Source organism: Streptomyces sp. NPDC057438, assembly GCF_042802995.1.
GTDB lineage: Bacteria > Actinomycetota > Actinomycetes > Streptomycetales > Streptomycetaceae > Streptomyces.
On record NZ_JBHVDD010000063.1, the window covers coordinates 35,112 to 59,537 of the forward strand.

The following is a 24,426-nucleotide window of genomic DNA, read 5'->3' on the forward strand; positions in this document are numbered from 1 at the left end:
CGGGAGAATGGGATTCATGAGCTCCATCGATCTCAACGCCGACCTCGGCGAGGGCTTCGGCCGCTGGACGCTGACCGACGACGAGGAGTTGTTGTCCGTCGTCACCAGCGCCAACGTGGCCTGCGGCTTCCACGCCGGGGACGCGGCCACCATGCGACGGGTCTGCGAACTGGCGGCCGAGCGCGGCGTACGGGTCGGGGCCCAGGTCTCGTACCACGACCTGGCGGGCTTCGGGCGGCGCGCGATGGACGTGCCGCCCGCCGAACTGGCGGCCGAGGTGGCCTACCAGATCGGCGCCCTGGAGGTCTTCGCCCGCGCGGCGGGCACGCGCGTGTCGTACGTGAAGCCGCACGGCGCGCTCTACAACCGGGTCGTGCACGACGAGGAACAGGCGGCGGCGGTGGTCGAGGGGGTCCGCCTCGCCGACGCCACGCTCCCCGTCCTCGGCCTGCCCGGCTCGTGGCTCCTCAAGCTGGCCGAGGGGGCCGGTCTGGCCGCCGTCACCGAGGCGTTCGCGGACCGCGCGTACACCGACCAGGGCACTCTGGCACCGCGCGGTCACGAGGGTGCCGTGATCACGGACATCGAGACCGTGATCGAGCGGTCCGTCGGCCTGGCCCGTTCCGGCACGGTCGTCTCCCACTCGGGGGAGCGCATCCTCGTCCGGGCCCGCTCCCTCTGCCTGCACGGTGACACGCCGGGCGCCGTGGAGCTGGCCCGGCGGGTGCGGGCCGAGCTGGCGGCCGCGGGGGTGAGCGTGGAGGCCTTCTCATGAGGGCGCTGCCGGTCGGGAACCGCGCGCTGCTGATCGAGGTGGGCACGGGCGAGGAGGCCGAAGCCCTGCACGCCGAGCTGCTGCGTCGTCGAGCGAGCGGCGACCTGCCGGTGGCCGAGATCGTCCCCGCCGCCCGCACGGTCCTCCTGGACGGCCTCGACGATCCGCTCCGTCTCGCCGAGCGCCTCGCCTCCTGGAAGGTTCCGCCCGTCCCGCCGCGCGCGGAGGAGGTCGTCGAGATCTCCGTACGGTACGACGGCCCCGACCTGCCGGACGTCGCCGCCCACTGGGGTGTCGACGAGGCCGAAGTGGCCCGCATCCACGCGGCGGCCGAGTACCGCGTGGCCTTCTGCGGCTTCGCCCCGGGCTTCGGCTACCTCACCGGGCTGCCCCGCGAGGTCCCGCGCCGGGCGACCCCGCGTACGGCCGTCCCTACGGGGTCGGTGGCCCTGGCCGGCCCGTACACCGGCGTGTACCCGCGCTCCTCCCCGGGCGGCTGGCAGCTGATCGGTACGACGGACGTCGTTCTGTGGGACCACGCGCGCGTGCCGGCCGCTCTGCTGGCGCCGGGTACCCGGGTCCGCTTCGCACCGGTGGCGGTGCCGTGACCGACCGCGCCCTCGTCGTCGTCCGGGCCGGTGCCCTGACCACCGTCCAGGACCGGGGCCGCCCCGGCCACGCCCACCTCGGCGTGCCCCGCTCGGGCGCCCTGGACGCACCGGCGGCCGCCCTGGTCAACCGTCTGGTGGGCAACCTCCCGGACGCGGCCGTCCTGGAGACCACCCTCAACGGCTGTTCCGTGCGGCCCCGCTCGGCGGTCACCGTGGCCGTCGGCGGCGCCCCCTGCTCGGTGACCGTGGACGGCCGCCCGGTGGCCTGGGGTGCCCCCGTACGGGTGCCCGGCGGGGCGGTGCTGGACATCGGGGCCGCACGCGCCGGCGTACGCGGCTATCTCGCCGTCTGCGGCGGTGTGACCGTGGAGCCGGTCCTCGGCAGCCGCTCGACGGACCTGCTGTCCGGCCTCGGCCCGCCGCCGCTCACGGACGGCACGGTGCTCCCGCTCGGACGCCCGAGCAGCCTCCCCGCGCGCGCGGACGTCGTCCCGCACCCGGCGCCGCCCTCGGAGCTCGTCCTGCGCGTCACCCTCGGCCCGCGCGACGGCTGGTTCACGGACGTGGCGCTGCGCACCCTCACCGGGCGCCTCTACACCGTCTCGTCGGCGAGCAACCGCATCGGGCTGCGCACGGAGGGGCCCGCCCTGGAGCGCTCCCGGGCGGGTGAACTACCCAGCGAGGGAATGGTACTGGGCGCCGTCCAGGTGCCGCCGGACGGCCGCCCGGTCGTCTTCCTCGCCGACCACCCGACCACCGGGGGCTACCCGGTGATCGCGGTGGTGCACCCGGCGGACCTGCCCGGCGCGGCCCAGGCCGTGCCGGGCACACCGGTGCGGTTCGTCGCCGTACGACACCGCCGTTGACCGGTGCCGTTCCCCTGGTGCCGCCTCACGCCACCTCCGGCCGCCGATCCGGTGCGGACAGCGCCGCCAGGGCCGACGCGACCGCGTGGGAGGCGGACAGATCCAGTCGGGCGCTGGTGCCGCGGGCCTTGTGGCGGACCTCGGCGGCGGCGAGGGTGAGGAGCTGCGGGAGCAGGTCGGTGCAGCGCCTGGCGACCCATCCCGTACCCGCGGTGGCCAGCCACCAGAGACTGGCGCCGCGCGTGGGCACCGCGAGCTCCGGCTCCGCGGAAGGAGCGGGACCCGTGGCGATCCCCGCCTCCGTGAGCAAGGTGTGGAAGCGGACGGCGAGCTGTCGGTGCCCCCGCTCACCGGGGTGCAGCCGGTCCGCGCTCCACATCGCGCGGTCCGTCAGCCAGGCACCCTCGGAGGCGTGCAGATGCACCGCCCCGTACCGCTCGGACAGGGCGTGCACGACGGTGTTGACGGCCCGCTGCCGCCGGGCCAGCGGCCTGGCCAGCGCCCCGGGCAGGCCGAGCATCGCCCCGGGGTCGGGCAGACACGCGGTGAGCAGCACTGCGCCCCGCTCCCGGAAGGCCGCGTAGATCTCGTCGAGGCGGGCGGCGACGGCGTGGATGTCGAAGGTGCAGCGCAGGGTGTCGTTGACGCCGATGACGACGGAGGCGATGTCCGGGCGGAGGGCGAGCGCGGCGGCCAGCTGGCGGTCGAGCACATCGCGTGTCTGGGAGCCGCTGACGGCGAGGTTGGTGAATTCCACGACGGGTCCGAGCCCGTCGGCGAGCAGCGCGGCCCACCCCCGCCGGCCCCCCTCGACCGGGTCGCCCACGCCCTCGGTGAGGGAGTCGCCGAGGGCCACGAACCGTGCGGCTCTCATCCGACACCCTCCCGTACCGGGCGTCCGACGGTGGCGTCGTGCGCGGCGAGGAACGCGTCCACCGCGGTCTGCCAGGCGAAGCACTCGGCACGCGCGCGTGCCGCGCCCCTGCGGTCGGCCTCGGAGGACCGGTCGAGCAGCAGCTCGACGGCGTCCGCGAAGGACTTCCCGTCGTCCGCCGCCGTCGCCCCGGCCGAGCCGATCACCTCGGGCAGCGCGGACGACGAGCTGGCCACCACGGGCGTCCCGCAGGCCATCGCCTCCAGCGCGGCGAGGCCGAACGTCTCGGCGGGCCCGGGGGCCAGGGCCACATCGGCGCAGGCCTGGAGGGCGCCCAGCGTGCCGCGGTCCCCGACATGCCCCAGGAAGGTCACCGGCAGCCCCTTCGCCCGCTGTTCGAGCCTGCCGCGCAGCGGCCCGTCACCGGCGACGACCAGCACGGCCCGCCGTCCGCGCCGCAGCAGCGCCTCCAGGGCGTCGACGGCCGTACCGGGCCGCTTCTCGACGGACAGCCGGGAGCACGTCACGAGCAGGATCTCGCCCTCGCGCGCGTGCCGCCCGCGCAGCGCCGCGTCCCGGAGGGCGGGATGCCGTCCCACGAGATCGACGCCCAGCGGTGCCCGGACGACGTTCCGGGCACCGATCCGTACGAACTCCCGTTCGGCGAACTCGGTGGTGCACACCACCCGCGCGTAGGTGCGGGCCGTCCGTACGTTGAGGGCGTCGGAGGCCCGCCGGGCCATCCCCTCGGACAGGCCCCAGGTCCGCAGCACCCCGTCGGCGGTCTCGTGCGAGACCATCACCGCGCGCACCCTGGCCCGCCGGGCCCACGCCCCGGTCCAGCGCAGCGTGGTCCGGTCGGAGACCTCCAACCGGTCGGGCCCCAGCGACTCCAGCAGGCGGGCCACCCGCCGCTTGTCCATGAGGACGCGGTAGCCGCCGGTCCCCGGCAGCAGCGGTCCGGGCAGGGTGATCACCCTGCCCTGCTCGGTCGCGCTGTCGGTGTACCGCTCGCCGGGCACGACGAGCACGGCCTCGTGCCCGGCGGCCTCGTATCCCTTGCCGAGTTCCCGCAGCGCGGTGCGCAGACCGCCCGAGGAGGGCGCGACGAAGTTGGCGAGCCGTACGATCCGCAGCTTCCGGGCGGCGTCCCCGCTCACGCGGCCACCGCCGTCCGCGTCGACAGCACGTCGGCGTAGTGCCCGATGAGCTGATCACCGACGGCCGCCCAGGTGCGCCCCTCGACCATGGCCCGCCCGGCGGCCCCGTACGCGGCCCGCAGCTCCGCGTCGTCGGCCAGGGACCGCACCGCGTCGTGCATGGCGGCCGCGTCGCGCGGCGGGACCAGGAGCCCCGTGCGCCCGTGGGCGACGAGGTCCAGCGGTCCCCCGGCGGCCGGCGCCACCACGGGGACTCCGCAGGCCATGGCCTCCTGCACGGTCTGGCAGAAGGTCTCGAAGGGGCCGGTGTGGGCGAAGACGTCGAAGGAGGCGAAGATCCGGGCGAGTTCGTCGCCGATGCGGCGGCCGAGGAACACGGCCCCGGGCAGGGCCTCTCGCAGGCCTGGCTCGCTGGGCCCGTCGCCCACGATCACGACCTTCACGCCGTCCAGACCGCACACCCCGGAGAGCAGTTCGATCTGCTTCTCGGGGGCGAGGCGGCCGACATATCCGACGATCAGCTCCCCGCCCGGCGCCAGCCGGCGGCGCAGCGCCTCGTCGCGCAGCTGGGGGCGGAACCGGACGGTGTCCACTCCGCGCGGCCACAGGCTGACCCGGGGCACAGCGTGTGTCTCCAGGTCGCGCAGGGCCGCGCTGGACGGGGCGAGGGTGCGGTCGGCGGCGGCGTGCACGGAGCGGATGCGCCGCCAGGCCGCCGCCTCACCGGCGTGGACGTAGGTGCGGGCATATCCGGCGAGGTCGGTCTGGTAGACCGCGACGGCGGGGACGCCGAGGCGGGCGGCGGCCGCCATGCCCCGTACACCGAGGACGAAGGGGCTGGCCAGATGGACGATGTCGGCCCGATGCTCGACGATCGCCGCGGCGACCCGGCGGCTGGGCAGGGCGACCCGGACCTGGGGGTAGCCCGGGAGCGGGAGGGAGGGGACGCGGACGACGGGGCACGGCGCCCGGAGGTCGGCTCCGCCCCCTGTTCCCTGGGCGGTGGCCGGGGCCACGACGAGTGGGGCGTGCCCCCGCGCTACGAGGTGCCGCGCGGTCTGCAGGGCGCAGTGGGCCACGCCGTTCACATCGGGGGGAAAGGACTCGGTCACGATGACGACACGCATACCCGTGTTGTCGTCGTACCGGACGTGGCCGCGTCAACGTGGATCTTTCCGGGCGGAGAACGTCCCATGAGCGTTGCGCTGCACACCTGTCCAGGTCAGGCCGTGTCCATGCCCTCCTGACCTCCGGGTCGCCGGGTGTTCACACGGCGGGCATGTCGGGACCGATCCGGCTGCGTACGGCCGTCTGGACGTCGTCCTCCTCGGCCGGGTCGGCGGCGAGCCGGCGGAGCTGGTCGACGACGCGGGTGTCGCCGGTCTCGGCGTGCCGGGCGGCGATCTCGCGGGTGGTCTCCTCGCAGTCCCAGAGGCACTCGACGGCGAACCCGGCCGGGAAGGAGGGGTCGGTGGCGGCGAGCGCGCGGGCGGCGCGGCCGCGGAGATGGGAGGAGGCGGTCTCCCGGTAGATATGCCGCAGGACGGGCGCGGCGCAGGCGATGCCGAGGCGGCCGGTGCCGTCGACGAGCGTCCACAGGGTCGGTGCGTCGGGCCCTTCGCCCCGGACCGCCTCCCGCAGCGCGCCCAGCACCAGGTCGCTGTCCTTGGTCCCACCGAGGCAGGCGAGCATCCGTCCGGCGGCTGCGCCCAGCGGGTCGGGCCGGTGCACCCAGCCGCGGGCCCGGTCGACGGCGGCCAGACTGCGCATCCGTTCGAAGGCGTCGACGGCGGCCTCCACGACCATCGTCGTCCCGTCGGTCACGGCGCCCTCGATCAGGTCGAGGGCGTCGGGATCGTTGCCGTCGGCGAGGTAGCGCAGGGCGGTGCAGCGGGCGCCGTCGTCGCCGGACCGGGCCGCGAGGAGGATCTCGGGCCGGTCCTCGGGGCCGGCGACGGCCGTGAGACACCGGGCGGCCGGGACATGGAGGACGGCTCCGCGTTCGATGCCCTGCTGGGCCCACTCGAACACGGCCTTGACGCTCCACCCCGGCCGGGGCCCGCTCGGCCGCATCTGCCGCTGCCAGCGGTCGAAACAGCCGGTCTCCTGGGCGGCGCGCACGCGCGTGGCGACCGCCTCCCGGGGGTCGTCGGCCCACAGCCGCCAGGGCCGCGGCTCGAAGGCGTCGCGGACGGTGGCGGCCAGTTCGGCCTCGCCCTCGGGGTCGGTGGTGAAGCGGGCGAGCACGGGTTCGGCGAGGGCGCGCAGCCCTTCGTCGTCGTCCCTGAGGGCCAGTTCGTCGAGGGCCCAGGCCCAGCTGGTGCCCACGGCGGCGTACCGGCGCAACAGGGTGAGCGCGTCCCGCCTGCCGTACGAGGCGAGGTGCCCGAGGACCGCGAGGGCCAGCCCGGTGCGTGACTCGTCGGTGTCGAGCACGTCCTCGGCGTCGAAGAGGTGTCGCTCGATCTCGTCGAGCTCACCGTTCAGGTCGAGGTAGAGACGGGCGTAGTACAGGGAGCGGTTCTCCACCTGCCAGTCGTGGCGGGGGTCGCTCAGCACGCAGTGGTTCAGTGCCGCGAGCGCCTCGGCCCGCGGGGCGGTGAGCGCGTGCAGGGTGCCGTCGCCGCGGCCCCGCTGCAGCAGGCCGAGCAGCGTACCGCTGGGCGCTATGACCGGTTCGAACATGGGAAACAGCCTCACATCAAGCGTCGACGCAACCGGGGATTCCGCTTTACCTGGCCGCGTGACAACACGTCGGTGCGCCCGCCGTCTCTTGCTTGCTGTAGACCATCTTCCTCTGCCTCTCGTCGGTGGCCCATGCGGACCGCGTCACGGCCCACGCGGTGCGGCAACACCTGCCCAGCCATCATGTCCGTGAATCACGACGTCATGATGACCCGGCGGTTCTCGCTGCCGCGACCGAAATATCCGGCGGCCCCGTACCGCCTCCCCCGTCTTTTGTGTTGTGCCTGGTCAGAACATGTGGATCAGCGTGCTGCGAACAGTTCGAGCAGTTCCGTCTTACCGAACATACGTGCGGTGTCAACCGCGTTCGGAGTGCCCGCGGCGGGGTCGGCCCCAGCATCCAGGAGCACCCGGACGACCTCCTTCTCACCCTTGAAGACCGCCCCGGCGAGGGGAGTCTGCCCCCGGTCGTTGACGCGGTCGGCCTCGCCGCCACGCGCCAGAAGGGCTCGTACCGCGTCGGCGTGACCGTGGTAGGCGGCGAGCATCACGAGCGAGTCGCCGCGGTCGTTGGTCAGGTCGGCCGGAACCCCCGCGTCGACGTACTCCACGAGCGCCTCGGTCTCGCCCCGCCGGGCCAGATCGAAGATCCTGGTCGCCAGCTCCACGACCTCAGGGCCGGGGGCTTCGCTCATCGCCGGGACCACCTCTCACAAACGCGCTTCGAGCCGAACGGGTGAATCGCCAGAGTACTGGCTCCTCGCGCACATCAGCGGCCTGAGCCGAGGCAAAGATCACACCGAGTCCCGCCACGCGCAACAGCCCAGCCCTGACGGACCAGCGCGAATTCCGCCACATGGGCGAAATCCTCAGAATTTCACCCTTTTGCACCTTTTATCGTATGGATACATGCTGTGACTCTGGAAGAACTCATGGTGACTGTCCCCACCAACCAGGAGAACCCACATGATCCTGAACATCTCAGGCGTCGTCCTGCTCGGCGTCATCGTCTTCCTGTTCTTCCGCAAGGACGGCCTGAAGGCATCGCACTGCATCGTCGTCACCCTCTTCGGGTTCTACCTCGCCAGCACGGGCATCGCCCCGAGCATCACAGCGGGCGGCGAAAGCCTCGCGAGCCTCCTCGGCGGGATCAAGTTCTGAACCCGTCCCCATCCGTACGCACCCCCAGGAGACAGCCGTGGCCCGGGTCCCCCTCCCCCGCATTCTGAGCAGCGGCGGCGCGCACCTCGCCAGGAGCCGGGAGCTGGCCCGCACGGCCGCCGACGGCGCCACCGACGTCCTCCACCCGCTGATCACGATCACGCGTGGACTGCGCCGGCTGGTCGCCGCCGGGCGGCTCAGATGGGCCGAGACCCCGAAGGACCGCCGCGGGTCACTGCTCTTCCTGGCGGCCTCGGTCGTCCTGGTCGTGACCCTGGTGCCGTACGGCCCGCTGCTCGCCGTCATCGCCCTGATGGCGGCGGCAGCCTGGGCGGGCCGCGCCGTCCCGGAACCCACCGGCCCCGACGAGTCGCAGACCCAGCGCCTGCGGTCCCTCTACGACGCCCTGGTCCCCTACTTCTCGGCCGCCGAGGACCCCGCGCCCCTCTACGCGCACGGGGGCGCCTGGGAGGACGCCTTCCCCGCCTACGCCTTCGACGGCACCGGCCGCGTCTGCCATCTGCTGGTGCGCTACCCCGCCTACTTCGCCGACGGCGAGCCGGAGGCCCGTGCGCGCATCGAACAGCTGCTGCACGCCAAGGCGGGCCGCGGCCGCGAGTACCGCTTCACCTGGGACGAGGAGGGCAACGAACTCACCGTCGCCGTCCTGCCCCCGCTCGACCGTGACATCGGCGCCCAGCGCTTCGTCACCGCACCGGGCGAGACGGTCCTCGGCTTCACCGACGCCGCCCACGTCGCGCGCACCCTCCCCCTGACCTGCGGAGAGGAGCAGCGCGATGTGCCCCCGGTCGTCTGGCGCACCGGCCCGGGCTCCACCGAACCGCACCTGCTGGCCGTGGGCGGCCCGGGCAGCGGCACGACGACCCTCCTGCGCGCGATCGTCCTCCAGGCCCTGCAGCACGGCGACGTCGTGATCGTCGAGGGCGGCGGCAGCGGCGAGTACGCCTGCCTCACGGGCCGCGACGGCGTCCTCGCCGTGGAGAGCGGACTCTCCGGAGCCCTGGCGAGCCTGGAGTGGGCCTCCCAGGAGACCGAACGCAGGCTGATCGCCACGAACCGCGCCCGCCAGGCGGGACTTCCCGCGCCGGACGACATCCGCCGCCCCCTCTGGCTCCTCCTCGACCGTCCGAGCGTGCTGAGCCAGCTCGCCGCGGCCGAGGAGCGGCTCGACCCGCAGTCCCTCCTCCAGGTCCCCCTGCGCCACGGCCGCGCGGTCGACGTCACCGTCGTGATCGCCGAACAGTTCGACCACCTGGACGCCCTCACGGACGCGGTACGCGGGCACACCCGCGCGCGCGTGGTCCTCGGCCCCGCCTCCCCCGAGCAGACGGAGTCGGTGCTGGGCGCGGCTCCCCCGACCACCCCCACCCCGGACGTCCCCCCGGGCCGCGGCTATGCCCGCCTGGGCGCCGCCTCCGCCCTCCGTCTCCAGGTACCGGCCACCCCCGACCCCCACGACGAGAACGCCCCCGAAGCCCTCCGCCAGGCGGTCCTCGGCCTGCTCCCCGCGCGCACGACCCCGGCGGACTCCCTCACGAAGGCCGCGGTGGCCGAGACCTGAGGCCGAGGCCGGCCCCTCACGCCACGAACGTCCGTGGCCCCTCGCCACCGCCCGAGGCACCGTCCCGCACCAGCCGCGCCGCCGCGGCGAGCCGGACGGCCGCCTCCTCGGCCACCGCTCCCCCCACGGTGAACGGCAGCCGCACGTATCCCTCGAAGGCCCCGTCCACCCCGAAGCGGGGCCCGGACGGCACCCGCACCCCGACCCGCTCGCCCACCTCCGCGAGCCGCGACCCCGACAGGCCCCCGGTACGGACCCACAGGGTCAGCCCGCCGCGCGGCTCCGCGAACTCCCAGTCCGGCAGCTCCCGGCGCACCGCGGCCACCAACGCGTCCCGGTTCCCCCGCGCCTGCTCCCGCCGGATGCCCACGGCCTGCGCCCAGCCCCCGGTGCTCATCAGCCAGTTCACGGCCAGCTGCTCCAGCACGGGCGTCCCCAGATCCGCGTACGCCCGTGCCGCGACCAGGCTCCGGATCACGTCCGGCGCGGCCCGCACCCACCCGATCCGCATCCCCGCCCAGAACGCCTTGCTCGCCGACCCGACCGTGATGACCGTGGACCCCGCCGGGTCGAACGCGCAGACGGGCCGGGGCATCTCCACATCGTCGTCCAGCCACAGCTCGCTCATCGTCTCGTCCGCCACGAGCACCGTCCCGGCACCCCGTGCCGCGTCGACGAGGCCCCGCCGCCGGTCCTCGCCGGCCAGCGCCCCGGTCGGGTTGTGGAAGTCGGCGACGACATAGGCGAGCCGGGGCGCCGCGTCCCGCAGGACCTGCCGCCACCGGTCCATGTCCCACCCCGCGAGCCCGTCGGCCATCGCGACCGGCACCAGCCGAGCCCCCGCCTCCCGCATCAGCTGCAGGATGTTGGCGTACGACGGGGACTCCACCGCGATCCGCTCCCCGCGCCCCGCGAAGAGGTGACAGATGGCGTCCATGGCGCCCATGGCCCCCGTCGTCACCATGATCTGCTCGGGCATCGTGGGAATGCCGCGCGCGGTGTAGCGCTCGGCGAGCATGGAGCGCAGCGCGGGCAGTCCGGCCGGGTAGTCGCCGTGCGTGTGGGCGTAGGGCGGCAGTTCCTCGAGCGCGCCCTGCACGGCCCGGGTGAGCCAGGGTTCGGGGGCGGGCAGGGCCGCGCAGCCCAGGTCGATCATGGACCCGAGCGCCTCCGGCGGCAGCGGTTCCAGTCCGCGCGCGGGCAGCGGTTTCCCGGCCGGCACGGCCGTCCAGCTGCCCGCTCCCCGCCGGGACTCCAGGAACCCCTCGGTGCGCAGCGCCTCGTAGGCGGCCGCGACGGTCGTACGGCTGACGGAGAGGGCCAGCGCCAGCTCACGTTCGGCGGGCAGCCGGGCGGCCACCGGCACGCGCCCCTCCAGCACCAGCAGCCGGATCCCGTCGGCCAGCGCCCGGTACGCGGGCGGGCGGCGGGTGCCGGGGCCGGCGGGGCGCTCCTGCTGCGAGGTGAGCAGCCGCGCGAGCTGGGCCGCTCCCACGGCCGAAGTCCACTGTGCCATGATTTCCAGTCCACCTTCCCTGAATTGGCCATGGATGGCATGACTCTCCAAGCCACAGAGTGTCATGCGTCAGGCCACCGGCACCACCAGGGGGAAGCCTTGTCCGCCGCACAGCACGAGCCGCCGCACGAGCATCAGCACGCACCCCGGCCGAACCCGCGGACCCCTGAGGGGCACCGCCCGCCACCCCGCCGCCTCGGCCGACGGCTGGCCCAGCTCTACACCGGACTCGCCCTCTACGGCGCCAGTTCCGCCCTCCTCGTGGAGGCCGGCCTCGGTCTGGAACCGTGGAACGTCCTGCACCAGGGCCTGGCGGAGCTGACGGGTCTGACGATCGGCGTGGTGTCCATCGCCGTGGGCGCCCTGGTGCTCCTGCTGTGGATCCCGCTCCGCCAGCGCCCCGGCCTCGGCACCGTCTCCAACGTCTTCGTGGTCGGCATCGCGATGGACGCCACCCTGGCCCTGGTGCCCGAGGCGCACACCCTGGCCGTCCGGATCCCCCTTCTCGTCGCGGGGATCGTGCTCAACGGTGTGGCGACCGGCCTCTACATCGCGGCCCGGTTCGGACCGGGCCCGCGCGACGGCCTGATGACCGGACTGCACCGCCGCACGGGACGTTCGGTGCGGCTGATGCGGACGGCCGTGGAGATCGCGGTGCTGGCGACCGGGTTCGCCCTCGGCGGCACGGTCGGGGTGGGCACCGCCCTCTACGCCCTCTCCATCGGCCCGCTGGCCCAGGTCTTCCTGCGCCTGTTCGCCGTCCCCTCGGAATCCGGCAGCACGGTCGTTGCCGCCGGGCCTTCGAAGCGGGCCATACTGCCCGGGTGACCGCCCTCGTACGCCACCCCTACCTCGACCATCCCGGACCGATCGCCTTCGCCCACCGGGGCGGGGCGGCGGACGGCCTGGAGAACACCACGGCCCAGTTCCGGAGGGCGGTGGAATCGGGTTACCGCTACATCGAGACCGACGTCCACGCCACCCTCGACGGCAAGCTGGTCGCCTTCCACGACTCGACCCTGGACCGGATGACCGACGGCGCGGGCCGGATAGCGGACCTGCCGTGGAAGGAGATACGGCACGCGCGCGTGGCGGGTGTCGAGCCGGTCCCCCTCTTCGAGGACCTCCTCGAAGAGTTCCCCGAGGTCCGCTGGAACGTGGACCTCAAGGCGGAGTCCGCGCTCCACCCGCTCCTCAACCTGATCGCCCGCACCGGGTCCTTCGACCGCGTCTGCGTGGGCTCCTTCTCCGAGGCCCGGGTCGCCCGCGCCCAGCGCCTCGCCGGGCCGCGGCTGGCCACCTCGTACGGCACCGGCGGCGTCCTGGGGCTCCGGCTGCGGTCCTGGGGGATCCCCGCCGCCCTGCGCCGCGCGGCCGTCGCCGCGCAGGTGCCCGAGGCGCAGTCGGGGGTGCCCGTGGTCGACCACCGGTTCGTGCGCGCCGCCCACGCGCGTGGGCTGCAGGTCCACGTCTGGACCGTGAACGAACCGCAACGTATGCACCGGCTCCTGGACCTGGGCGTCGATGGCATCATGACCGATCACATCGACACGCTGCGCAAGGTGCTGGAGGACCGGGGGACCTGGGTCTGACGCCCGCACGCGGCCCGTGGGGGAAGCGAGGGGCACGGGTGGGCACCGACACCGTGCGGACGGACCCGGCCGACGAGGCCGCGGGCAGGCGGCGCGAACAACGTGGCTGGTACTTCTACGACTGGGCCTGCTCCGTCTACTCGACGAGCGTGCTGACCGTGTTCCTCGGCCCCTATCTGACCGAGGTCGCCAAGTCCGCCGCCGACGCGGACGGCTATGTCCACCCGCTGGGCATATCGGTGCGCGCGGGATCCTTCTTCGCGTACTCGGTGTCCCTGTCGGTGATCCTCGCCGTCGTCATCATGCCCCTGGTGGGTGCGACCGCCGACCGCACGGGCCGCAAGAAGCCCCTCCTGGGCGCGGCCGCGTACGTCGGCGCGGGCGCGACCGCCGGCATGTTCTTCCTGGACGGCGAGCGCTACCTCCTCGGCGGGATCCTGCTGATCATCGCGAACGCGGCCCAGTCCGTGGCGATGATGCTCTACAACTCCTACCTCCCGCAGATCGCGCCCCCTCAGGAGCGCGACGCCGTCTCCTCACGAGGCTGGGCGTTCGGCTACGCGGCCGGCTCGCTGGTCCTGGTCGGGAACCTGATCCTCTTCACCGCCCACGACTCCTTCGGCGTCTCCGAGGGCATGGCCGTCCGTATCTGTCTGGCCTCGGCGGGCCTGTGGTGGGGCGCCTTCACGCTGATCCCGCTCAGCCGCCTGCGTGACCGCCGCAGCGCGGCGGGCGAGTCCGCGGGGCCGAAGGAGACGACCGCCCCCGGTCTGCGCCAGCTCGCCGCGACCGTCCGGGACATGCGCCGCCACCCGCTGACCCTCGGCTTCCTCCTCGCCTACCTCGTCTACAACGACGGCATCCAGACGGTGATCTCCCAGGCCTCGGTCTACGGCTCCGAGGAACTCGACCTGGAGCAGTCCACGCTCATCGTGGCGGTCCTGCTGGTGCAGATCCTGGCGGTGGGCGGGGCCCTCGGCATGGGCAGGCTCTCCCGCCGCTACGGCGCCAAGCGGACGATCCTCGGCTCCCTGGTCGCGTGGACACTGATCCTCGGCGCCGGCTACTTCCTCCCGGCGGGCGCCCCCGTCTGGTTCTTCGTCCTCGCCTCGGGCATCGGACTGGTCCTCGGCGGCAGCCAGGCCCTCTCCCGCTCGCTCTTCTCCCACCTCGTCCCGCCGGGCAAGGAGGCCGAGTACTTCTCCGCGTACGAGATGAGCGACCGCGGCATGAGCTGGCTCGGCCCGCTGCTGTTCGGTGTGACGTACCAGCTGACCGGAAGTTATCGGGACGCGATCATCTCCCTGGTCGTCTTCTTCGTCGTGGGATTCGCCCTGCTCGCGAGGGTTCCGGTGCGCCGGGCGATCACCGACGCGGGCAATCCCGTACCGGACAGGATTTAGCGCCGGGAGCGAAAGGGCTGTAGTGTACGCGTTTGGCCTGCCAGGCGTACCGTTACTGCGCGTCAAAGATGCCGAAACGCTGGGTGACATCTGCTGCCAGATGTGACAAACCGGGCGCGGGTGGGTACAACAAGGGCAGCTACGACGGCGACGCACGACCCGAAACGGGACACGGGACGGGAATCTTTACCGCCGACCGGACGTTGACCGGATGACGACGACAGCGACACCTGTCCTGTGGGCGACAAGCCCGGGAGGCACGATTCATGAGTGAGCGAGCTCTTCGCGGCACGCGCCTCGTGGTGACCAGCTACGAGACGGACCGCGGCATCGACCTGGCTCCGCGCCAGGCCGTGGAGTACGCATGCGAGAAGGGGCACCGCTTCGAGATGCCCTTCTCGGTCGAGGCGGAGATTCCGCCGGAGTGGGAGTGCAAGGTCTGCGGGGCCCAGGCACTCCTCGTGGACGGCGACGGCCCTGAGGAAAAGAAGGCCAAGCCCGCGCGTACGCATTGGGACATGCTGATGGAGCGGCGCACCCGTGAGGAACTCGAAGAGGTCCTCGAAGAGCGCCTTGCGGTTCTCCGCTCCGGCGCGATGAACATCGCGGTACATCCGCGAGACAGCCGCAAGTCCGCTTAGCCCCTCCGGGGGTCGGGCGGACACACAGCGCAACCGATGACCGCGGGCGCCGTACGAACCTGTACGGCGCCCGCGGTCTTCGCTGTGCGCCAGTCCTTCCAGGAGCGCGGGGAACTGCGCGAGAAGCCCCACCCGACCGGCACCTGGGGGTCGAAGGGGCTCAGCCCCTCGAGGATGGGACGGGTAGGGGCGGCGGGCGCCAGCGACCCCTCAGCGGTTCAGCGGCGGATGGGGACCGGCTGACGGCGGCGCGTCGTCACGGATCACCTCACCCTGCACGACCTTCCCGTCGGGCCGGTGCATCCGCGCCTGCTGGAACGCGTCACCGAACCCTCCGGCGCCCGCCTCCCGCAGCTTCCGCTCGAACGTCCGCTCCGTATAGCGCCCGAGCGCCTTCTGCACCGGCGGTACCAGCAGCACCAGCCCCACCGCGTCGGACACCAGACCGGGCAGCATCAGCAGCAGGCCCCCCAGCATCAGGAAACCGTTGCCCTCGCTCCGCCCCGTACCGGGGCCGGGCGCGCCCGCACCCCCCTGCTGCTGTTGCAGCGTCTCGGACAGGGCCCGGAACGCCCGCCTGCCGGCCCGCTTGACCACCGCGGAACCCGCGACGAAGCCGACGACGAGAAGCAGGAACACCGCGAATCCACCGGCCGCGCCCGCGACCACCGTGAGCAGCCAGATCTCCAGCACCAGCCATACGGCGACACCCAACGGCAGCAACGTGCGCAGCCGGGATCGCCGGGGCCGGGCGGGGGACGTCGAGGACGGAACGCCAGTCGTCATGCTCCCAGTGTGCCTGGCACCGGCTCAGCGCGGGATAAGGGGATGATCAGGCCTTCTTGTCGTCCCGGCCCAGCACCTTGCCGACCCGCTCCCCCACGCCCCACGCCGTGACCCGCCACAGTGCCTCGACGAGGATGTCCCGGCTCATCTTGGAGTCGCCGTGCTCGCGCTCGACGAAGGTGATCGGCACCTCGACGACGTGGTAGCCGGCCTTGATCGCACGGCGTGCGAGGTCGACCTGGAAGCAGTAGCCCTGGGAGGCGACCTCGTCGAGGCCGAGCCCTTCCAGGGTCTCGCGGCGGAAGGCCCGGTAGCCGCCGGTCACGTCGCGGACCGGCACGTCGAGCAGGACGCGGGAGTAGAGGCTCCCGCCGCGGGAGATGTACTCGCGCGACTTGGGCCAGTTCACCACGCGCCCGCCCGGGACCCAGCGGGAGCCGAGGACGAGGTCGGCGCCCTTGAGCGCGGTCAGCAGCCGGGGCAGTTCCTCGGGCTGGTGGGAGCCGTCGGCGTCCATCTCGATGAGGACGCCGTAGCCGTGCTCCATGCCCCAGCGGAAGCCCGCGAGGTAGGCGGCGCCCAGCCCTTCCTTGCCCTTGCGGTGCAGCACCTGGACGCGGTCGTCCTCGGCGGCCAGTTCGTCGGCGAGCTTGCCGGTGCCGTCGGGACTGTTGTCGTCGGCCACCAGGACGTGCGCCTCGGGAACGGCCTTGCGTACCCGGGCGACGATCGCCTTGATGTTCTCCGCCTCGTTGTAGGTCGGAATGATCACCAAGGCCGTGCCGAGCGGGCCGAACCGCCTCTCCTGGCCTTCCGCCGCGATCGTCCCGTCGCCGTCGTTCACCGCTGCCCCTTCAGTTCCTCCGTGCGCAGAGGACCACCATAGTGGCCACGGCCTGCACGGAAGTGTCGGCCGGTGTCCACAGGCGCCTCGATTCGACAGGGGGTGTGCGCAAGCGCGCTCTGCGTAGTCCCGCGCCCCCTCGGAACCACTGTGACGCGCTCCCGTGACGGAGTACAGACGCGGTGCCGGGGCGCCCGACTGCGGATGGGGGCCCGACGCCCTTCGGGCCGACCTGGGGCCCGCTGGCTGCGAGACCGAAAGCCGTTGTCTACTGAGCGTCCGGGCCCCACCCGGGTCACACCTACCCGACCTGGCCGGAACGTTCCCTCGCCGGAGCGCGAAGCCTGGGCCTGGCTGCCGGTGGCGGTGCGCCGGTGCGGCACACCAACCCTGACCCAGCGGCGCCCCGACGACCGCGTGGAAGGTTCCCCGGTCGGACGTCCGGTGGTGGACCCGGCAGAACCTACCCGTCTCCTGCGGCAGGCTGTCAACCGCCGCCTGACCTGCGGAGTCTTCCTCCCGTGCCTGGTCGGAGGGCAGGAGCCGCAGGTCGTGCGGCGCGCCGTACGGCAGGGCCCGGCCCGGCGTCGTCCCGGGAGATCACTCGCCCGGCCGTACGAAAACCGTTCGTCCGGCCACCACGGTCCGCAGGCAGACCGGCAGGTCACGGCCGGGGCTCAGGTCCGGCAGGCCGGGGGTGCCGGAGCGAGGGTCGGTGGACCAGCGGGCGACGCGGTCGTCGGGGGTCTGGACGACGAGTTCGCCGGTGCGCCACACCGCGTAGTCCGCGGGCGCGCCCGGGACGAGGACGCCCGCGTCGTCCCGTCCGACCGCCCGCCAGCCGCCCCGCGTGTGGGCCGTGAACGCGGCGCGCACGGACACCCGGTGCTCCGGCGTGCGGTGGAAGGCCGCCGCGCGGACCGTGCCCCACGGATCGAGCGGGGTGACCGGGCTGTCGGAGCCGAAGGCCAGGGGCACGCCGGCGCGCAGCAGGGCCGCGAACGGGTTGAGGGTGCGGGCCCGCTCCGGACCGAGCCGCTCGGCGTACATGCCCTGCGCACCGCCCCACAGCGCGTCGAAGGCGGGCTGGACGGACGCGGTGAGGCCGAGTTCGGCGAAGGCGGCGACGGCCCCGGGGGTGAGCATCTCGACGTGCTCGACGCGGTGCCGGGCCGCCCGCACACGCGGCAGGCCGACCTTGTCGACGGCCGCGCGCACCCCCTCGACGACCGAGGCCACCGCGGCGTCCCCGATGGCGTGGAAGCCCGCCTGGAGGCCCGCCTCGGTGCAGGCGACCACATGGGCGGCGACGGCGGCCGCGTCCAGGTACGCGGTGCCGTTGTGCGCGGCGTCGGCGTACGGCTCGTGCAGACACGCGGTGTGCGAGCCGAGGGCCCCGTCGACGAAGAGGTCGCCCGCCGCGCCGACGGCCCCGAGGGCGCGCGCCTTGTCGACGTCGCGCTCCGCCCAGTAGCCGACGACGCGCGGGCCGGGTTCCTCGGCGGCGAGCCGGAGCAGCGCCGTGAAGTCGTCCTCGGAGGAGATCTCGGGGCCCGCGCACTCGTGGACCGAGCCGATGCCGAGCGAGCCGGCGTGGGCGAGGGCGGCCCGCTGGGCCTCGGTGCGCTGGGCGGGGGTGACGGCGCCCAGGGCGGTGGCCCGTACGGCATGGTGGGCGGCCCCGGAGAGGGGGCCGTCCTCGAAGGCTCCGGCGCCCGGAACCAGGTCGAGCAGGGCCGAGCTGACGACGGCCGAGTGGACGTCGATCCGGCTCAGGTAGAGCGGTCGGCCGCCGGTGGCCTCGTCGAGCTCGGCGCGGGTCGGCGGGCGGCCGCCGGGCCAGCGGGCGGCGTCCCAGCCGTGCCCCAGCAGGACCCGGTCGGCCGGGCGGGCGGCCGCGAATTCCCGGACGAGAACGAGGGCGGCGTCCAGGGTGGGGGCGGCGGAGAGGTCGAGGCCGGTGAGCGCCAGGCCGGTCGCGGTGGTGTGCACGTGGGCGTCGGTGAACGCCGGGGTGACCAGGGCGCCTTCGAGGTCGATCACCTCGTCGACATCGGCTCCGAAGGCGTCGGCGGCGCCCTCGGAGCCGACCCAGGCGACCTGGCCGTGCTCCACGACCATCGCGGTGGCGAACGGGTCGGCGGGGCTGTGGACTTCTCCGCCGCGGAGCAGCACGGTCTTCGACGGGGCGGTGCGATCACTCATGGGGACAGTCTCGCGCGTGCCGGCCGCCGCGCCGCACCAGGGCCGTGTTCCGCCCTGCTCGCTCCGGTGTCCGGCCGTCGCGACGGCGGTCAGATCCTCGGCGGTCTCGCCTCGTACGGCGTCGACAGGACGACCGTCGTGCGGGTGGAGACCCCCGCCAGGGACCGCAGCCGGGCGAGCAGTTCCTCCAGCTCGTGCGGGGTCGCCACCCGGACCTTGAGGATGTAGTTCTCGTCGCCGGCGACGCTGTGGCAGGCCTCGATCTCCGGGACGCCCGCGAGGCGTTCGGCGATGTCGTCGGGGGCGCTGGGGTCGAACGGTTTGACCGAGATGAACGCGGTCAGCGGCAGCCCGACGGCCTCCGGGTCGACGACCGCGGCATAGCCCCGGATGACGCCACGCTGCTCCAGTCGGCGCACACGCTGATGCACCGCCGACGTGGACAGGCCCGTGGCCTTGCCCAGGTCGGTGTAGCTCATCCGCCCGTCCGCGACGAGCAGCTGCACGATCTGTCGGTCCAGCTCCTCCATGGCGCAAGAACCTACAGGGCCGCTGATCTCCTTCGATACCTGAGCGGCGCAGGTCATGTCCGGTTCGTGATGTGACGCGGGGCCGCACATGAGCCGTACGGGTGACAGTCGCGGCGTGTCGGGCATCTGCGACGAGCATGTGACGAAGACCACAGCACTCGAACAGGCTCTGTGATGATCTCGTGATTACCGGTGGGACGGGGCGGGAAATGCTTGCTGTGGTCGGAGGCCGCAGCGCCTTCACGGCCCAGCCCTAGGGGGAGAATCCCATGCAGAATCCCAAGCGCCCTGGTCGTACCGCACCCAAGCGGCTCCAGGCGGTCGTCGATCCCGAGCCGGAGGGCGTCGAACCGGACGACGAGTTCGACGCGTACGACACCTTCGAGATGTACCGGGTGCTGTGCCCGGACTGCGCTCAGCCCATCGCCCTGCTGTCCGACGAGGACCGTCTGCCCGAGCACGCGCTGGTCGTGTCGCCGTGGAACCCGTTCGGGCTCACGGTCTGCGCCGGTACGGGCCGTTCGGCCGGCGAGGCCCGTCCCGCGGACGCGTCCTTCGCACCGCAGGCGCAGGACACCGCCCTGCTGTTGACGCTCCCGCAGGGCCTCGACTGGCGGACACAGCCCTTCTCGCACGTCGGCGGTCCGGGCTCGCGCCCGATGCGCATGCCGGTGATGCGGCGTCAGCAGCCCGATCAGCGCCAAGCGGCCTGATCCCGGGGCCGGTTCGGCCCTCGGTGCACGCGCGCCCGGCGGGCAGGCCTCGTCCTGCCCCGTACGGTTCGGCCGCGAACTCAAGGACGATTCCCGGATGGGGTGACCGGCCCGCACGCACGCGCGTTGGCACGGTATGACTCCAACTTTCCCGGTGACCGGGCATCGGCGTCACCTCTATGTGCCGGCTTCCGCAGAATCGCTTCCGCAGGGGCCGGCCCCGTCGCAGGACCCGCCCATCTACCGGGCCCTGCTGCGGACTTGGGCCGAGGGAGGCCGCACCCTGCCGGGGCGTCACGATCCGGAGTGGGTGCGGCTGGCGACACCGCCGGGCGGCCTCGACCAGTTCCGCACCGCCGTGGACCCCTTCGGGGCGCCCGACTTCTTCCGTGGCTCCTTCAGCGTGACTCGGGCCCCGCGAGGTGGCGGGCGATGACCATGCGCTGGATCTGGTTGGTGCCCTCCACGATCTGGAGCACCTTCGCCTCGCGCATGTACCGCTCGGCGGGGAAGTCCGCGGTGTAGCCGTATCCGCCGAGGATCTGCACGGCGTCCGTGGTGACCCTCATCGCGGCGTCCGTGCACAGCAGCTTCGCCATGGCCGCCTGCTTGGAGAACGGACGGCCCGCGTCACGCAGCCGGGCCGCGGAGAGGTAGAGCGCCCGGCCCGCCTCCGTCTGGGTCGCCATGTCCGCGAGCATGAAGCGCAGCCCCTGGAAGTCGGAGATCGGCCGCCCGAACTGCTGCCTCCCGGTGGCGTAGGCGACGGCCTCGTCCAGTGCCGCCTGGGCCACGCCGATCGCGCAGGCGGCGATGCCGAGCCGTCCGGAGTCGAGCGCGGACAGGGCGATCGCGAAGCCCTGGCCCTCCTCGCCGAGGCGACGGGCGTCACCGACGCGCACGCCGTCGAAGTTGAGCTGCGCGGTGGGCGAGCCCTTCATGCCCATCTTCTTCTCGGGCGCGGCGGCGCTCAGCCCCTCGGCGTCGCCGGGCACCAGGAAAGCGGTGATGCCCCGTGAACCCTCGTCGCCCGTGCGGGCCATGACCGTGTAGAAGTCGGCGACGCCGCCGTGCGTGATCCATGCCTTGGTGCCGGTGATCACCCACTCGTCACCCTCCCGTACAGCCTTCGTCCGCAGGGACGCGGCGTCGGAGCCCGAAGCGGGCTCGGAGAGGCAGTACGCGCCGAGCAGGCCGCCGCCGAGCATCGCCGGCAGATGCTCGACCTGCTGCTCCTTGGTGCCGTAGTTGGCGAGGGCGTGGCAGGCGAGCGTGTGGACGCTCACGCCGAGGCCCACGGTGAGGCGGGCCGTGGCGAGTTCTTCCAGGACCTGGAGATAGACCTCGTACGGCTGGTCGCCGCCGCCGTGCTCCGAGCCGTACGGCAGGCCGAGCAGTCCCGACTCCGACAGCAGGCCGAAGAGTTCGCGCGGGAAGCGGCTCGCGTCCTCCTCCTCGGCCGCGCGCGGGGCGATCTCCCGCTGCGCGATCTCGCGGACGAGCGAGATCAGATCCCGGGCCTCTTCCGTGGGCAGTTGCCGGTCCACCGGCTGCGGGGCGCGGTCGGGCATGGCGACGCTCTCCTCCCTGTCGGGCACTGCGGCGGACACGCACAGGGGATGTCGTGGTGCCACCGGGTCTGACGTGCCACAGCCGATGGTGCTCCTCCGGATCACGGAAGCCGCTGATCAGCGGCGGTGGCGCTTGGAGTATGCCCGATCCGGAGCAGCGAGTCACCGGTTAACGAGCGTTCATTCGGCCGCATTCGACGGCCCGCCACACCTCGGGCGAATTGGTCCGAACCATTGACCCCAGTGGTCTAGTCCTCTACGTTCTCCCCAGTCGGCGCGGCGCCACGATCCGCCCCCGGCCCAGCAGGTCCAGGCAGCACCTCTCCCCGTCACGCTCCTCTCCCCCGGAGTCACGATGCTCAGACCGCACAGCTCGCGCGTCCCCGTCAGGACGCTTGTCGCCGCCACGTGTTGCGCCGCCCTCGGCGCCGGACTGCTCGCCGGCGCGGGCACCGCGACCGCCACGCCCGCGCAGCCCGGCCCCCGGGCGCACGCGCCCGGCGCGTCCCACTCGAAGGTCGTCGGCTACTTCATCGACTGGGGCATCTACGGCCGGCAGTACTACGTCAAGAACATCGAGACGTCCGGCTCGGCGAAGAAGCTCACCCACATCAACTACGCCTTCGGCAACGTCGTCGACGGCAGGTGCGCGATCGGCGACCCCTGGGCGGACGCCGACAGGCCCTTCACCGCCGAGGAGTCCGTGGACGGCGTCGCGGACAGCGCGGACCAGCCACTGAGCGGCAACTTCAACCAGCTGCGCAAGCTGAAGAAGCTGCACCCGAACCTCAAGATCATCTGGTCCTTCGGCGGCTGGACCTGGTCCGGCGGCTTCGGCGAGGCGGCGAAGGACCCGGCGGCCTTCGCGGACTCCTGCCACGACCTCGTCGAGAACTCCCGGTGGAAGGACGTCTTCGACGGCATCGACATCGACTGGGAGTACCCCAACGCCTGTGGTCTCACCTGCGACACCAGCGGCTCGGAAGCCTTCGAGGACGTGATGGCTGCGCTGCGCAAACGATTCGGCAAGAAGGAGCTGGTCACCGCGGCGATCACGGCCGACGCCAGGAAGGGCGGAAAGATCGACGCGGCCGACTACGCGGGCGCCGCGAAGTACGTCGACTGGTACAACCCGATGACGTACGACTACTTCGGCTCATGGGACGCCACCACCGCCCCGCACTCACCGCTGTACCCGTACCCCGGCATCGCCGACAGGTCGTTCAACACCGCCGCCACCATCAAGAAGCTCAGGAGCCTCGGCATTCCGCCGTCCAAGCTCCTGCTCGGCATCGGCTTCTACGGGAGGGGCTGGACCGGGGTCACACGGTCGGCGCCCGGCGGCACCGCCACCGGTCCGGCCGCGGGCACGTACGAGGCCGGCTACGAGGACTACAAGGTGCTGAAGAAGACCTGCCCGGCCAACGGGGTCGTCGGTGGGACGGCGTACGCCAAGTGCGGGGACGACTGGTGGAGTTACGACACCCCGCGCACCGTCAAGGGGAAGATGGCCTACAAGAACGCGCAGGGCCTGGGCGGCACCTTCTTCTGGGAGCTGAGCGGCGACACGCCGGACGGCGAGCTGATCAGGGCGATCAAGTAGCCCTCGTGACGCGGGACTCGGGGTGGGGGCCGGCCGTCGGGATCCCGCCCCGGGCGCCGACCGGGCCGCGCGCCGCTGCCCGGCTGCGGCTGTCCACGGCCGTCCCAGGCGCCGCGGGGGCCGGCCGTGCGCAGCCGATCGGCGCTCAGGCGTCGCGGCGGGCCGGCTCGGGGGCGAGGTAGGCCGGGGCCAGTTCCTCGATGGCGCGCAGCGAGCCGCCCAGCATCTTGACCAGCAGGTCGCGCATGGTGTCGCGGGGCAGCTCGGGGCGGGCGATCCAGTCGAGGGTGGCGCCCTCGACCGCGCACACCCAGCCGAACAGGCCCATGCGGGCCACCGGTTCGATGTCGCTCCTGCCGTACGCGCCCTCGGCGATGGTGGCGACCATCGCCTCCCGGACGCCGTCCCGGATGGCGTGCACCTGGGTGTCGAAGCCGACGCCGCCGCTGACGATCGTGCGGTAGGCGGCCTGGTTCTCCTCCGCGTAGCGCAGATAGCACTCTATGGTCCGGTGCACCCGGTCCACGGGCGGCAGTTGGAGGCCGCTCGCCGCGAACGTGATCAGATCGGCGACCGAGTCCTCGACGATCGCGAGGTAGTAGCCGCGCTTGGACTTGAAGTAGTAGTAGATCAGCCCTTTGGCCACATGCGCCTGTCGCGCGATGTCGTCCATGGACAACGTGTCGTACGACGTGTCGGCGAACAACTTGCGCCCGATGGAGATGAGTTCGGCGCGGCGCGCCAACGAACGGTCGGTGCCGCGGGCCCGCGGCGGTTCGGCACCACGCTGCTGACTACTATTCAATTCCGGTCCTGGTCTCCGACTGCCAGCGGGACAACCGCAGTATGGCAGACCCTCTCCATCAGCTTGTTCGACTCTGATCGACAGAATCGGCGGCCGGATCAGGTCACAGCAGACCCAGCTGGGTCAGCAGCATCGCGACCACCACGACCAGGGTCCAGCCCATGAGGTGTTCGACGGTCTTCGAGGTGTCGTCCCGGGGGCCGCCCGTGCCGGTCTGGACACGGTTGGCGGTGACGGAGGTCGCGGTCATGGCGGCTCGCTGGTGCGCTCGGCGGTGCGGTGGCGGGTGATCGGTGCTCGGCGGGTGCCCCTCGGCCCGCAGGGCCTCGCGTTCCCCGCCGTTCCGCCCACCTTGCCACCGGTTGGGCGGTTCTCGGCCGAGAGCTTGGTCACACCGTGGCGCCCCCCCCCCCCCCCCCCCCCCCCCCCCCCCCCCCCACCCCCCCCCCCCCCCCCCCCCCCCGGGCCCCCCCCCCCCCCCCCCCCCCCCCACCCAACCACAA

Annotated in this window: 24 protein-coding genes; 11 read left to right on the forward strand and 13 right to left on the reverse strand. The window is 73.1% G+C overall.

All coding sequences use genetic code 11. The features are described 5' to 3' along the window. The first annotated feature begins 16 nt into the window (after positions 1–16). From ACFU5F_RS28515 to ACFU5F_RS28525, 3 genes are read left to right on the forward strand one after another with little or no spacing between them, the layout of a single operon-like run. Complete coding sequence (locus ACFU5F_RS28515; protein ID WP_383893060.1) at positions 17–775, forward strand: LamB/YcsF family protein; 759 nt, start codon at positions 17–19, stop codon at positions 773–775. After that, positions 772–1,383: an allophanate hydrolase subunit 1 gene (locus ACFU5F_RS28520; protein WP_383893063.1), complete on the forward strand. Its 612-nt coding sequence runs from the start codon at positions 772–774 to the stop codon at positions 1,381–1,383. Before ACFU5F_RS28515 ends, ACFU5F_RS28520 begins: the two co-directional genes overlap by 4 nt. Then, a complete protein-coding gene (locus ACFU5F_RS28525; protein WP_383893066.1) occupies positions 1,380–2,252 on the forward strand; it encodes a biotin-dependent carboxyltransferase family protein in 873 nt (290 codons plus the stop codon). The genes ACFU5F_RS28520 and ACFU5F_RS28525 overlap by 4 nt, the downstream gene beginning before the upstream one ends. Before the next feature lie 25 nt (positions 2,253–2,277). Here the strand turns inward: ACFU5F_RS28525 and ACFU5F_RS28530 are convergent, their stop codons facing one another. From ACFU5F_RS28530 to ACFU5F_RS28550, 5 genes are all read right to left on the reverse strand, one after another. Then, the gene (locus ACFU5F_RS28530; protein WP_383893069.1) at positions 2,278–3,126 is read right to left on the reverse strand and encodes an SGNH/GDSL hydrolase family protein; all 849 of its coding nucleotides are present in this window, start codon (positions 3,124–3,126) and stop codon (positions 2,278–2,280) included. Next, positions 3,123–4,286, reverse strand: coding sequence for a glycosyltransferase (locus ACFU5F_RS28535; RefSeq protein WP_383893074.1), 1,164 nt, complete (start codon positions 4,284–4,286; stop codon positions 3,123–3,125). Before ACFU5F_RS28535 ends, ACFU5F_RS28530 begins: the two co-directional genes overlap by 4 nt. After that, positions 4,283–5,413, reverse strand: a complete 1,131-nt coding sequence (locus ACFU5F_RS28540) for a glycosyltransferase family 4 protein (protein ID WP_383893077.1) — start codon at positions 5,411–5,413, stop codon at positions 4,283–4,285. Before ACFU5F_RS28540 ends, ACFU5F_RS28535 begins: the two co-directional genes overlap by 4 nt. A gap of 139 nt (positions 5,414–5,552) precedes the next feature. Beyond that, positions 5,553–6,971 carry a HEAT repeat domain-containing protein gene (locus ACFU5F_RS28545; protein WP_383893080.1) on the reverse strand — a complete coding sequence of 473 codons (1,419 nt, stop codon included), beginning with the start codon at positions 6,969–6,971 and terminating at the stop codon, positions 5,553–5,555. Positions 6,972–7,273: 302 nt separating this feature from the next. Further along, positions 7,274–7,666 carry an ankyrin repeat domain-containing protein gene (locus tag ACFU5F_RS28550; protein ID WP_383893083.1) on the reverse strand — a complete coding sequence of 131 codons (393 nt, stop codon included), beginning with the start codon at positions 7,664–7,666 and terminating at the stop codon, positions 7,274–7,276. Positions 7,667–7,937: 271 nt separating this feature from the next. Between ACFU5F_RS28550 and ACFU5F_RS28555 the strand changes: the two genes are divergently transcribed. Then, complete coding sequence (locus tag ACFU5F_RS28555; RefSeq protein ID WP_005485586.1) at positions 7,938–8,132, forward strand: hypothetical protein; 195 nt, start codon at positions 7,938–7,940, stop codon at positions 8,130–8,132. 37 nt (positions 8,133–8,169) lie between these two features. Continuing rightward, entirely contained in the window at positions 8,170–9,714 is a 1,545-nt protein-coding gene (locus ACFU5F_RS28560) for a hypothetical protein (protein ID WP_383893087.1), read from the forward strand. Positions 9,715–9,730: 16 nt separating this feature from the next. Here the strand turns inward: ACFU5F_RS28560 and ACFU5F_RS28565 are convergent, their stop codons facing one another. Further along, a complete protein-coding gene (locus tag ACFU5F_RS28565) occupies positions 9,731–11,230 on the reverse strand; it encodes a PLP-dependent aminotransferase family protein (protein ID WP_383893090.1) in 1,500 nt (499 codons plus the stop codon). A gap of 99 nt (positions 11,231–11,329) precedes the next feature. Between ACFU5F_RS28565 and ACFU5F_RS28570 the strand changes: the two genes are divergently transcribed. The 4 genes from ACFU5F_RS28570 (at position 11,330) to ACFU5F_RS28585 (ending at position 14,866) form a co-directional block, all read left to right on the forward strand. After that, complete coding sequence (locus ACFU5F_RS28570) at positions 11,330–12,058, forward strand: YitT family protein (protein ID WP_383893093.1); 729 nt, start codon at positions 11,330–11,332, stop codon at positions 12,056–12,058. Beyond that, positions 12,055–12,822, forward strand: coding sequence for a glycerophosphodiester phosphodiesterase (locus ACFU5F_RS28575; protein ID WP_383893096.1), 768 nt, complete (start codon positions 12,055–12,057; stop codon positions 12,820–12,822). The genes ACFU5F_RS28570 and ACFU5F_RS28575 overlap by 4 nt, the downstream gene beginning before the upstream one ends. A gap of 38 nt (positions 12,823–12,860) precedes the next feature. Beyond that, on the forward strand, positions 12,861–14,225 hold the full coding sequence (locus tag ACFU5F_RS28580) for an MFS transporter (RefSeq protein WP_383893099.1): 1,365 nt from the start codon (positions 12,861–12,863) through the stop codon (positions 14,223–14,225). A 266-nt stretch (positions 14,226–14,491) separates the two neighbouring features. Continuing rightward, positions 14,492–14,866, forward strand: coding sequence for an RNA polymerase-binding protein RbpA (locus ACFU5F_RS28585; RefSeq protein WP_003977404.1), 375 nt, complete (start codon positions 14,492–14,494; stop codon positions 14,864–14,866). A gap of 210 nt (positions 14,867–15,076) precedes the next feature. On the opposite strand, the gene fxsA is transcribed toward ACFU5F_RS28585, so the two are convergent. From fxsA to ACFU5F_RS28605, 4 genes are all read right to left on the reverse strand, one after another. Continuing rightward, complete coding sequence (fxsA, locus tag ACFU5F_RS28590; protein WP_383893102.1) at positions 15,077–15,652, reverse strand: FxsA family membrane protein; 576 nt, start codon at positions 15,650–15,652, stop codon at positions 15,077–15,079. A gap of 46 nt (positions 15,653–15,698) precedes the next feature. Then, positions 15,699–16,496: a polyprenol monophosphomannose synthase gene (locus tag ACFU5F_RS28595; RefSeq protein WP_383893105.1), complete on the reverse strand. Its 798-nt coding sequence runs from the start codon at positions 16,494–16,496 to the stop codon at positions 15,699–15,701. A 600-nt stretch (positions 16,497–17,096) separates the two neighbouring features. After that, positions 17,097–18,701: an amidohydrolase gene (locus ACFU5F_RS28600; RefSeq protein ID WP_383893109.1), complete on the reverse strand. Its 1,605-nt coding sequence runs from the start codon at positions 18,699–18,701 to the stop codon at positions 17,097–17,099. An 89-nt stretch (positions 18,702–18,790) separates the two neighbouring features. Continuing rightward, complete coding sequence (locus ACFU5F_RS28605; RefSeq protein WP_005485572.1) at positions 18,791–19,231, reverse strand: Lrp/AsnC family transcriptional regulator; 441 nt, start codon at positions 19,229–19,231, stop codon at positions 18,791–18,793. Positions 19,232–19,500: 269 nt separating this feature from the next. On the opposite strand from ACFU5F_RS28605, the gene ACFU5F_RS28610 reads away from it, so the two are divergent. Next, a complete protein-coding gene (locus ACFU5F_RS28610) occupies positions 19,501–19,944 on the forward strand; it encodes a hypothetical protein (RefSeq protein WP_383893112.1) in 444 nt (147 codons plus the stop codon). Between the two features lie 398 nt (positions 19,945–20,342). On the opposite strand, the gene ACFU5F_RS28615 is transcribed toward ACFU5F_RS28610, so the two are convergent. Beyond that, positions 20,343–21,515 carry an acyl-CoA dehydrogenase family protein gene (locus tag ACFU5F_RS28615; protein WP_383893132.1) on the reverse strand — a complete coding sequence of 391 codons (1,173 nt, stop codon included), beginning with the start codon at positions 21,513–21,515 and terminating at the stop codon, positions 20,343–20,345. 355 nt (positions 21,516–21,870) lie between these two features. On the opposite strand from ACFU5F_RS28615, the gene ACFU5F_RS28620 reads away from it, so the two are divergent. Further along, entirely contained in the window at positions 21,871–23,118 is a 1,248-nt protein-coding gene (locus tag ACFU5F_RS28620; RefSeq protein ID WP_383893115.1) for a glycoside hydrolase family 18 protein, read from the forward strand. A gap of 145 nt (positions 23,119–23,263) precedes the next feature. Here the strand turns inward: ACFU5F_RS28620 and ACFU5F_RS28625 are convergent, their stop codons facing one another. Both ACFU5F_RS28625 and ACFU5F_RS28630 read right to left on the reverse strand, forming a co-directional pair. Further along, positions 23,264–23,923, reverse strand: a complete 660-nt coding sequence (locus tag ACFU5F_RS28625; RefSeq protein ID WP_383893118.1) for a TetR/AcrR family transcriptional regulator — start codon at positions 23,921–23,923, stop codon at positions 23,264–23,266. Positions 23,924–24,026: 103 nt separating this feature from the next. Further along, entirely contained in the window at positions 24,027–24,173 is a 147-nt protein-coding gene (locus ACFU5F_RS28630; protein WP_383893121.1) for an SCO1431 family membrane protein, read from the reverse strand. Between the last annotated feature and the right edge of the window lie 253 nt (positions 24,174–24,426).

Coding starts and splice junctions, on each gene's coding strand:
- ACFU5F_RS28585 (WP_003977404.1), top strand. CDS start 14,492: ATGAGTGAGCGAGCTCTTCGCGGCACGCGCCTCGTGGTGACCAGCTAC.
- ACFU5F_RS28615 (WP_383893132.1), bottom strand. CDS start 21,515: ATGCCCGACCGCGCCCCGCAGCCGGTGGACCGGCAACTGCCCACGGAA.
- ACFU5F_RS28600 (WP_383893109.1), bottom strand. CDS start 18,701: ATGAGTGATCGCACCGCCCCGTCGAAGACCGTGCTGCTCCGCGGCGGA.
- ACFU5F_RS28540 (WP_383893077.1), bottom strand. CDS start 5,413: ATGCGTGTCGTCATCGTGACCGAGTCCTTTCCCCCCGATGTGAACGGC.
- ACFU5F_RS28630 (WP_383893121.1), bottom strand. CDS start 24,173: ATGACCGCGACCTCCGTCACCGCCAACCGTGTCCAGACCGGCACGGGC.
- ACFU5F_RS28610 (WP_383893112.1), top strand. CDS start 19,501: ATGCAGAATCCCAAGCGCCCTGGTCGTACCGCACCCAAGCGGCTCCAG.
- ACFU5F_RS28520 (WP_383893063.1), top strand. CDS start 772: ATGAGGGCGCTGCCGGTCGGGAACCGCGCGCTGCTGATCGAGGTGGGC.
- fxsA (WP_383893102.1), bottom strand. CDS start 15,652: ATGACGACTGGCGTTCCGTCCTCGACGTCCCCCGCCCGGCCCCGGCGA.
- ACFU5F_RS28555 (WP_005485586.1), top strand. CDS start 7,938: ATGATCCTGAACATCTCAGGCGTCGTCCTGCTCGGCGTCATCGTCTTC.
- ACFU5F_RS28550 (WP_383893083.1), bottom strand. CDS start 7,666: ATGAGCGAAGCCCCCGGCCCTGAGGTCGTGGAGCTGGCGACCAGGATC.
- ACFU5F_RS28605 (WP_005485572.1), bottom strand. CDS start 19,231: ATGGAGGAGCTGGACCGACAGATCGTGCAGCTGCTCGTCGCGGACGGG.
- ACFU5F_RS28515 (WP_383893060.1), top strand. CDS start 17: ATGAGCTCCATCGATCTCAACGCCGACCTCGGCGAGGGCTTCGGCCGC.
- ACFU5F_RS28530 (WP_383893069.1), bottom strand. CDS start 3,126: ATGAGAGCCGCACGGTTCGTGGCCCTCGGCGACTCCCTCACCGAGGGC.
- ACFU5F_RS28545 (WP_383893080.1), bottom strand. CDS start 6,971: ATGTTCGAACCGGTCATAGCGCCCAGCGGTACGCTGCTCGGCCTGCTG.
- ACFU5F_RS28620 (WP_383893115.1), top strand. CDS start 21,871: ATGCTCAGACCGCACAGCTCGCGCGTCCCCGTCAGGACGCTTGTCGCC.
- ACFU5F_RS28565 (WP_383893090.1), bottom strand. CDS start 11,230: ATGGCACAGTGGACTTCGGCCGTGGGAGCGGCCCAGCTCGCGCGGCTG.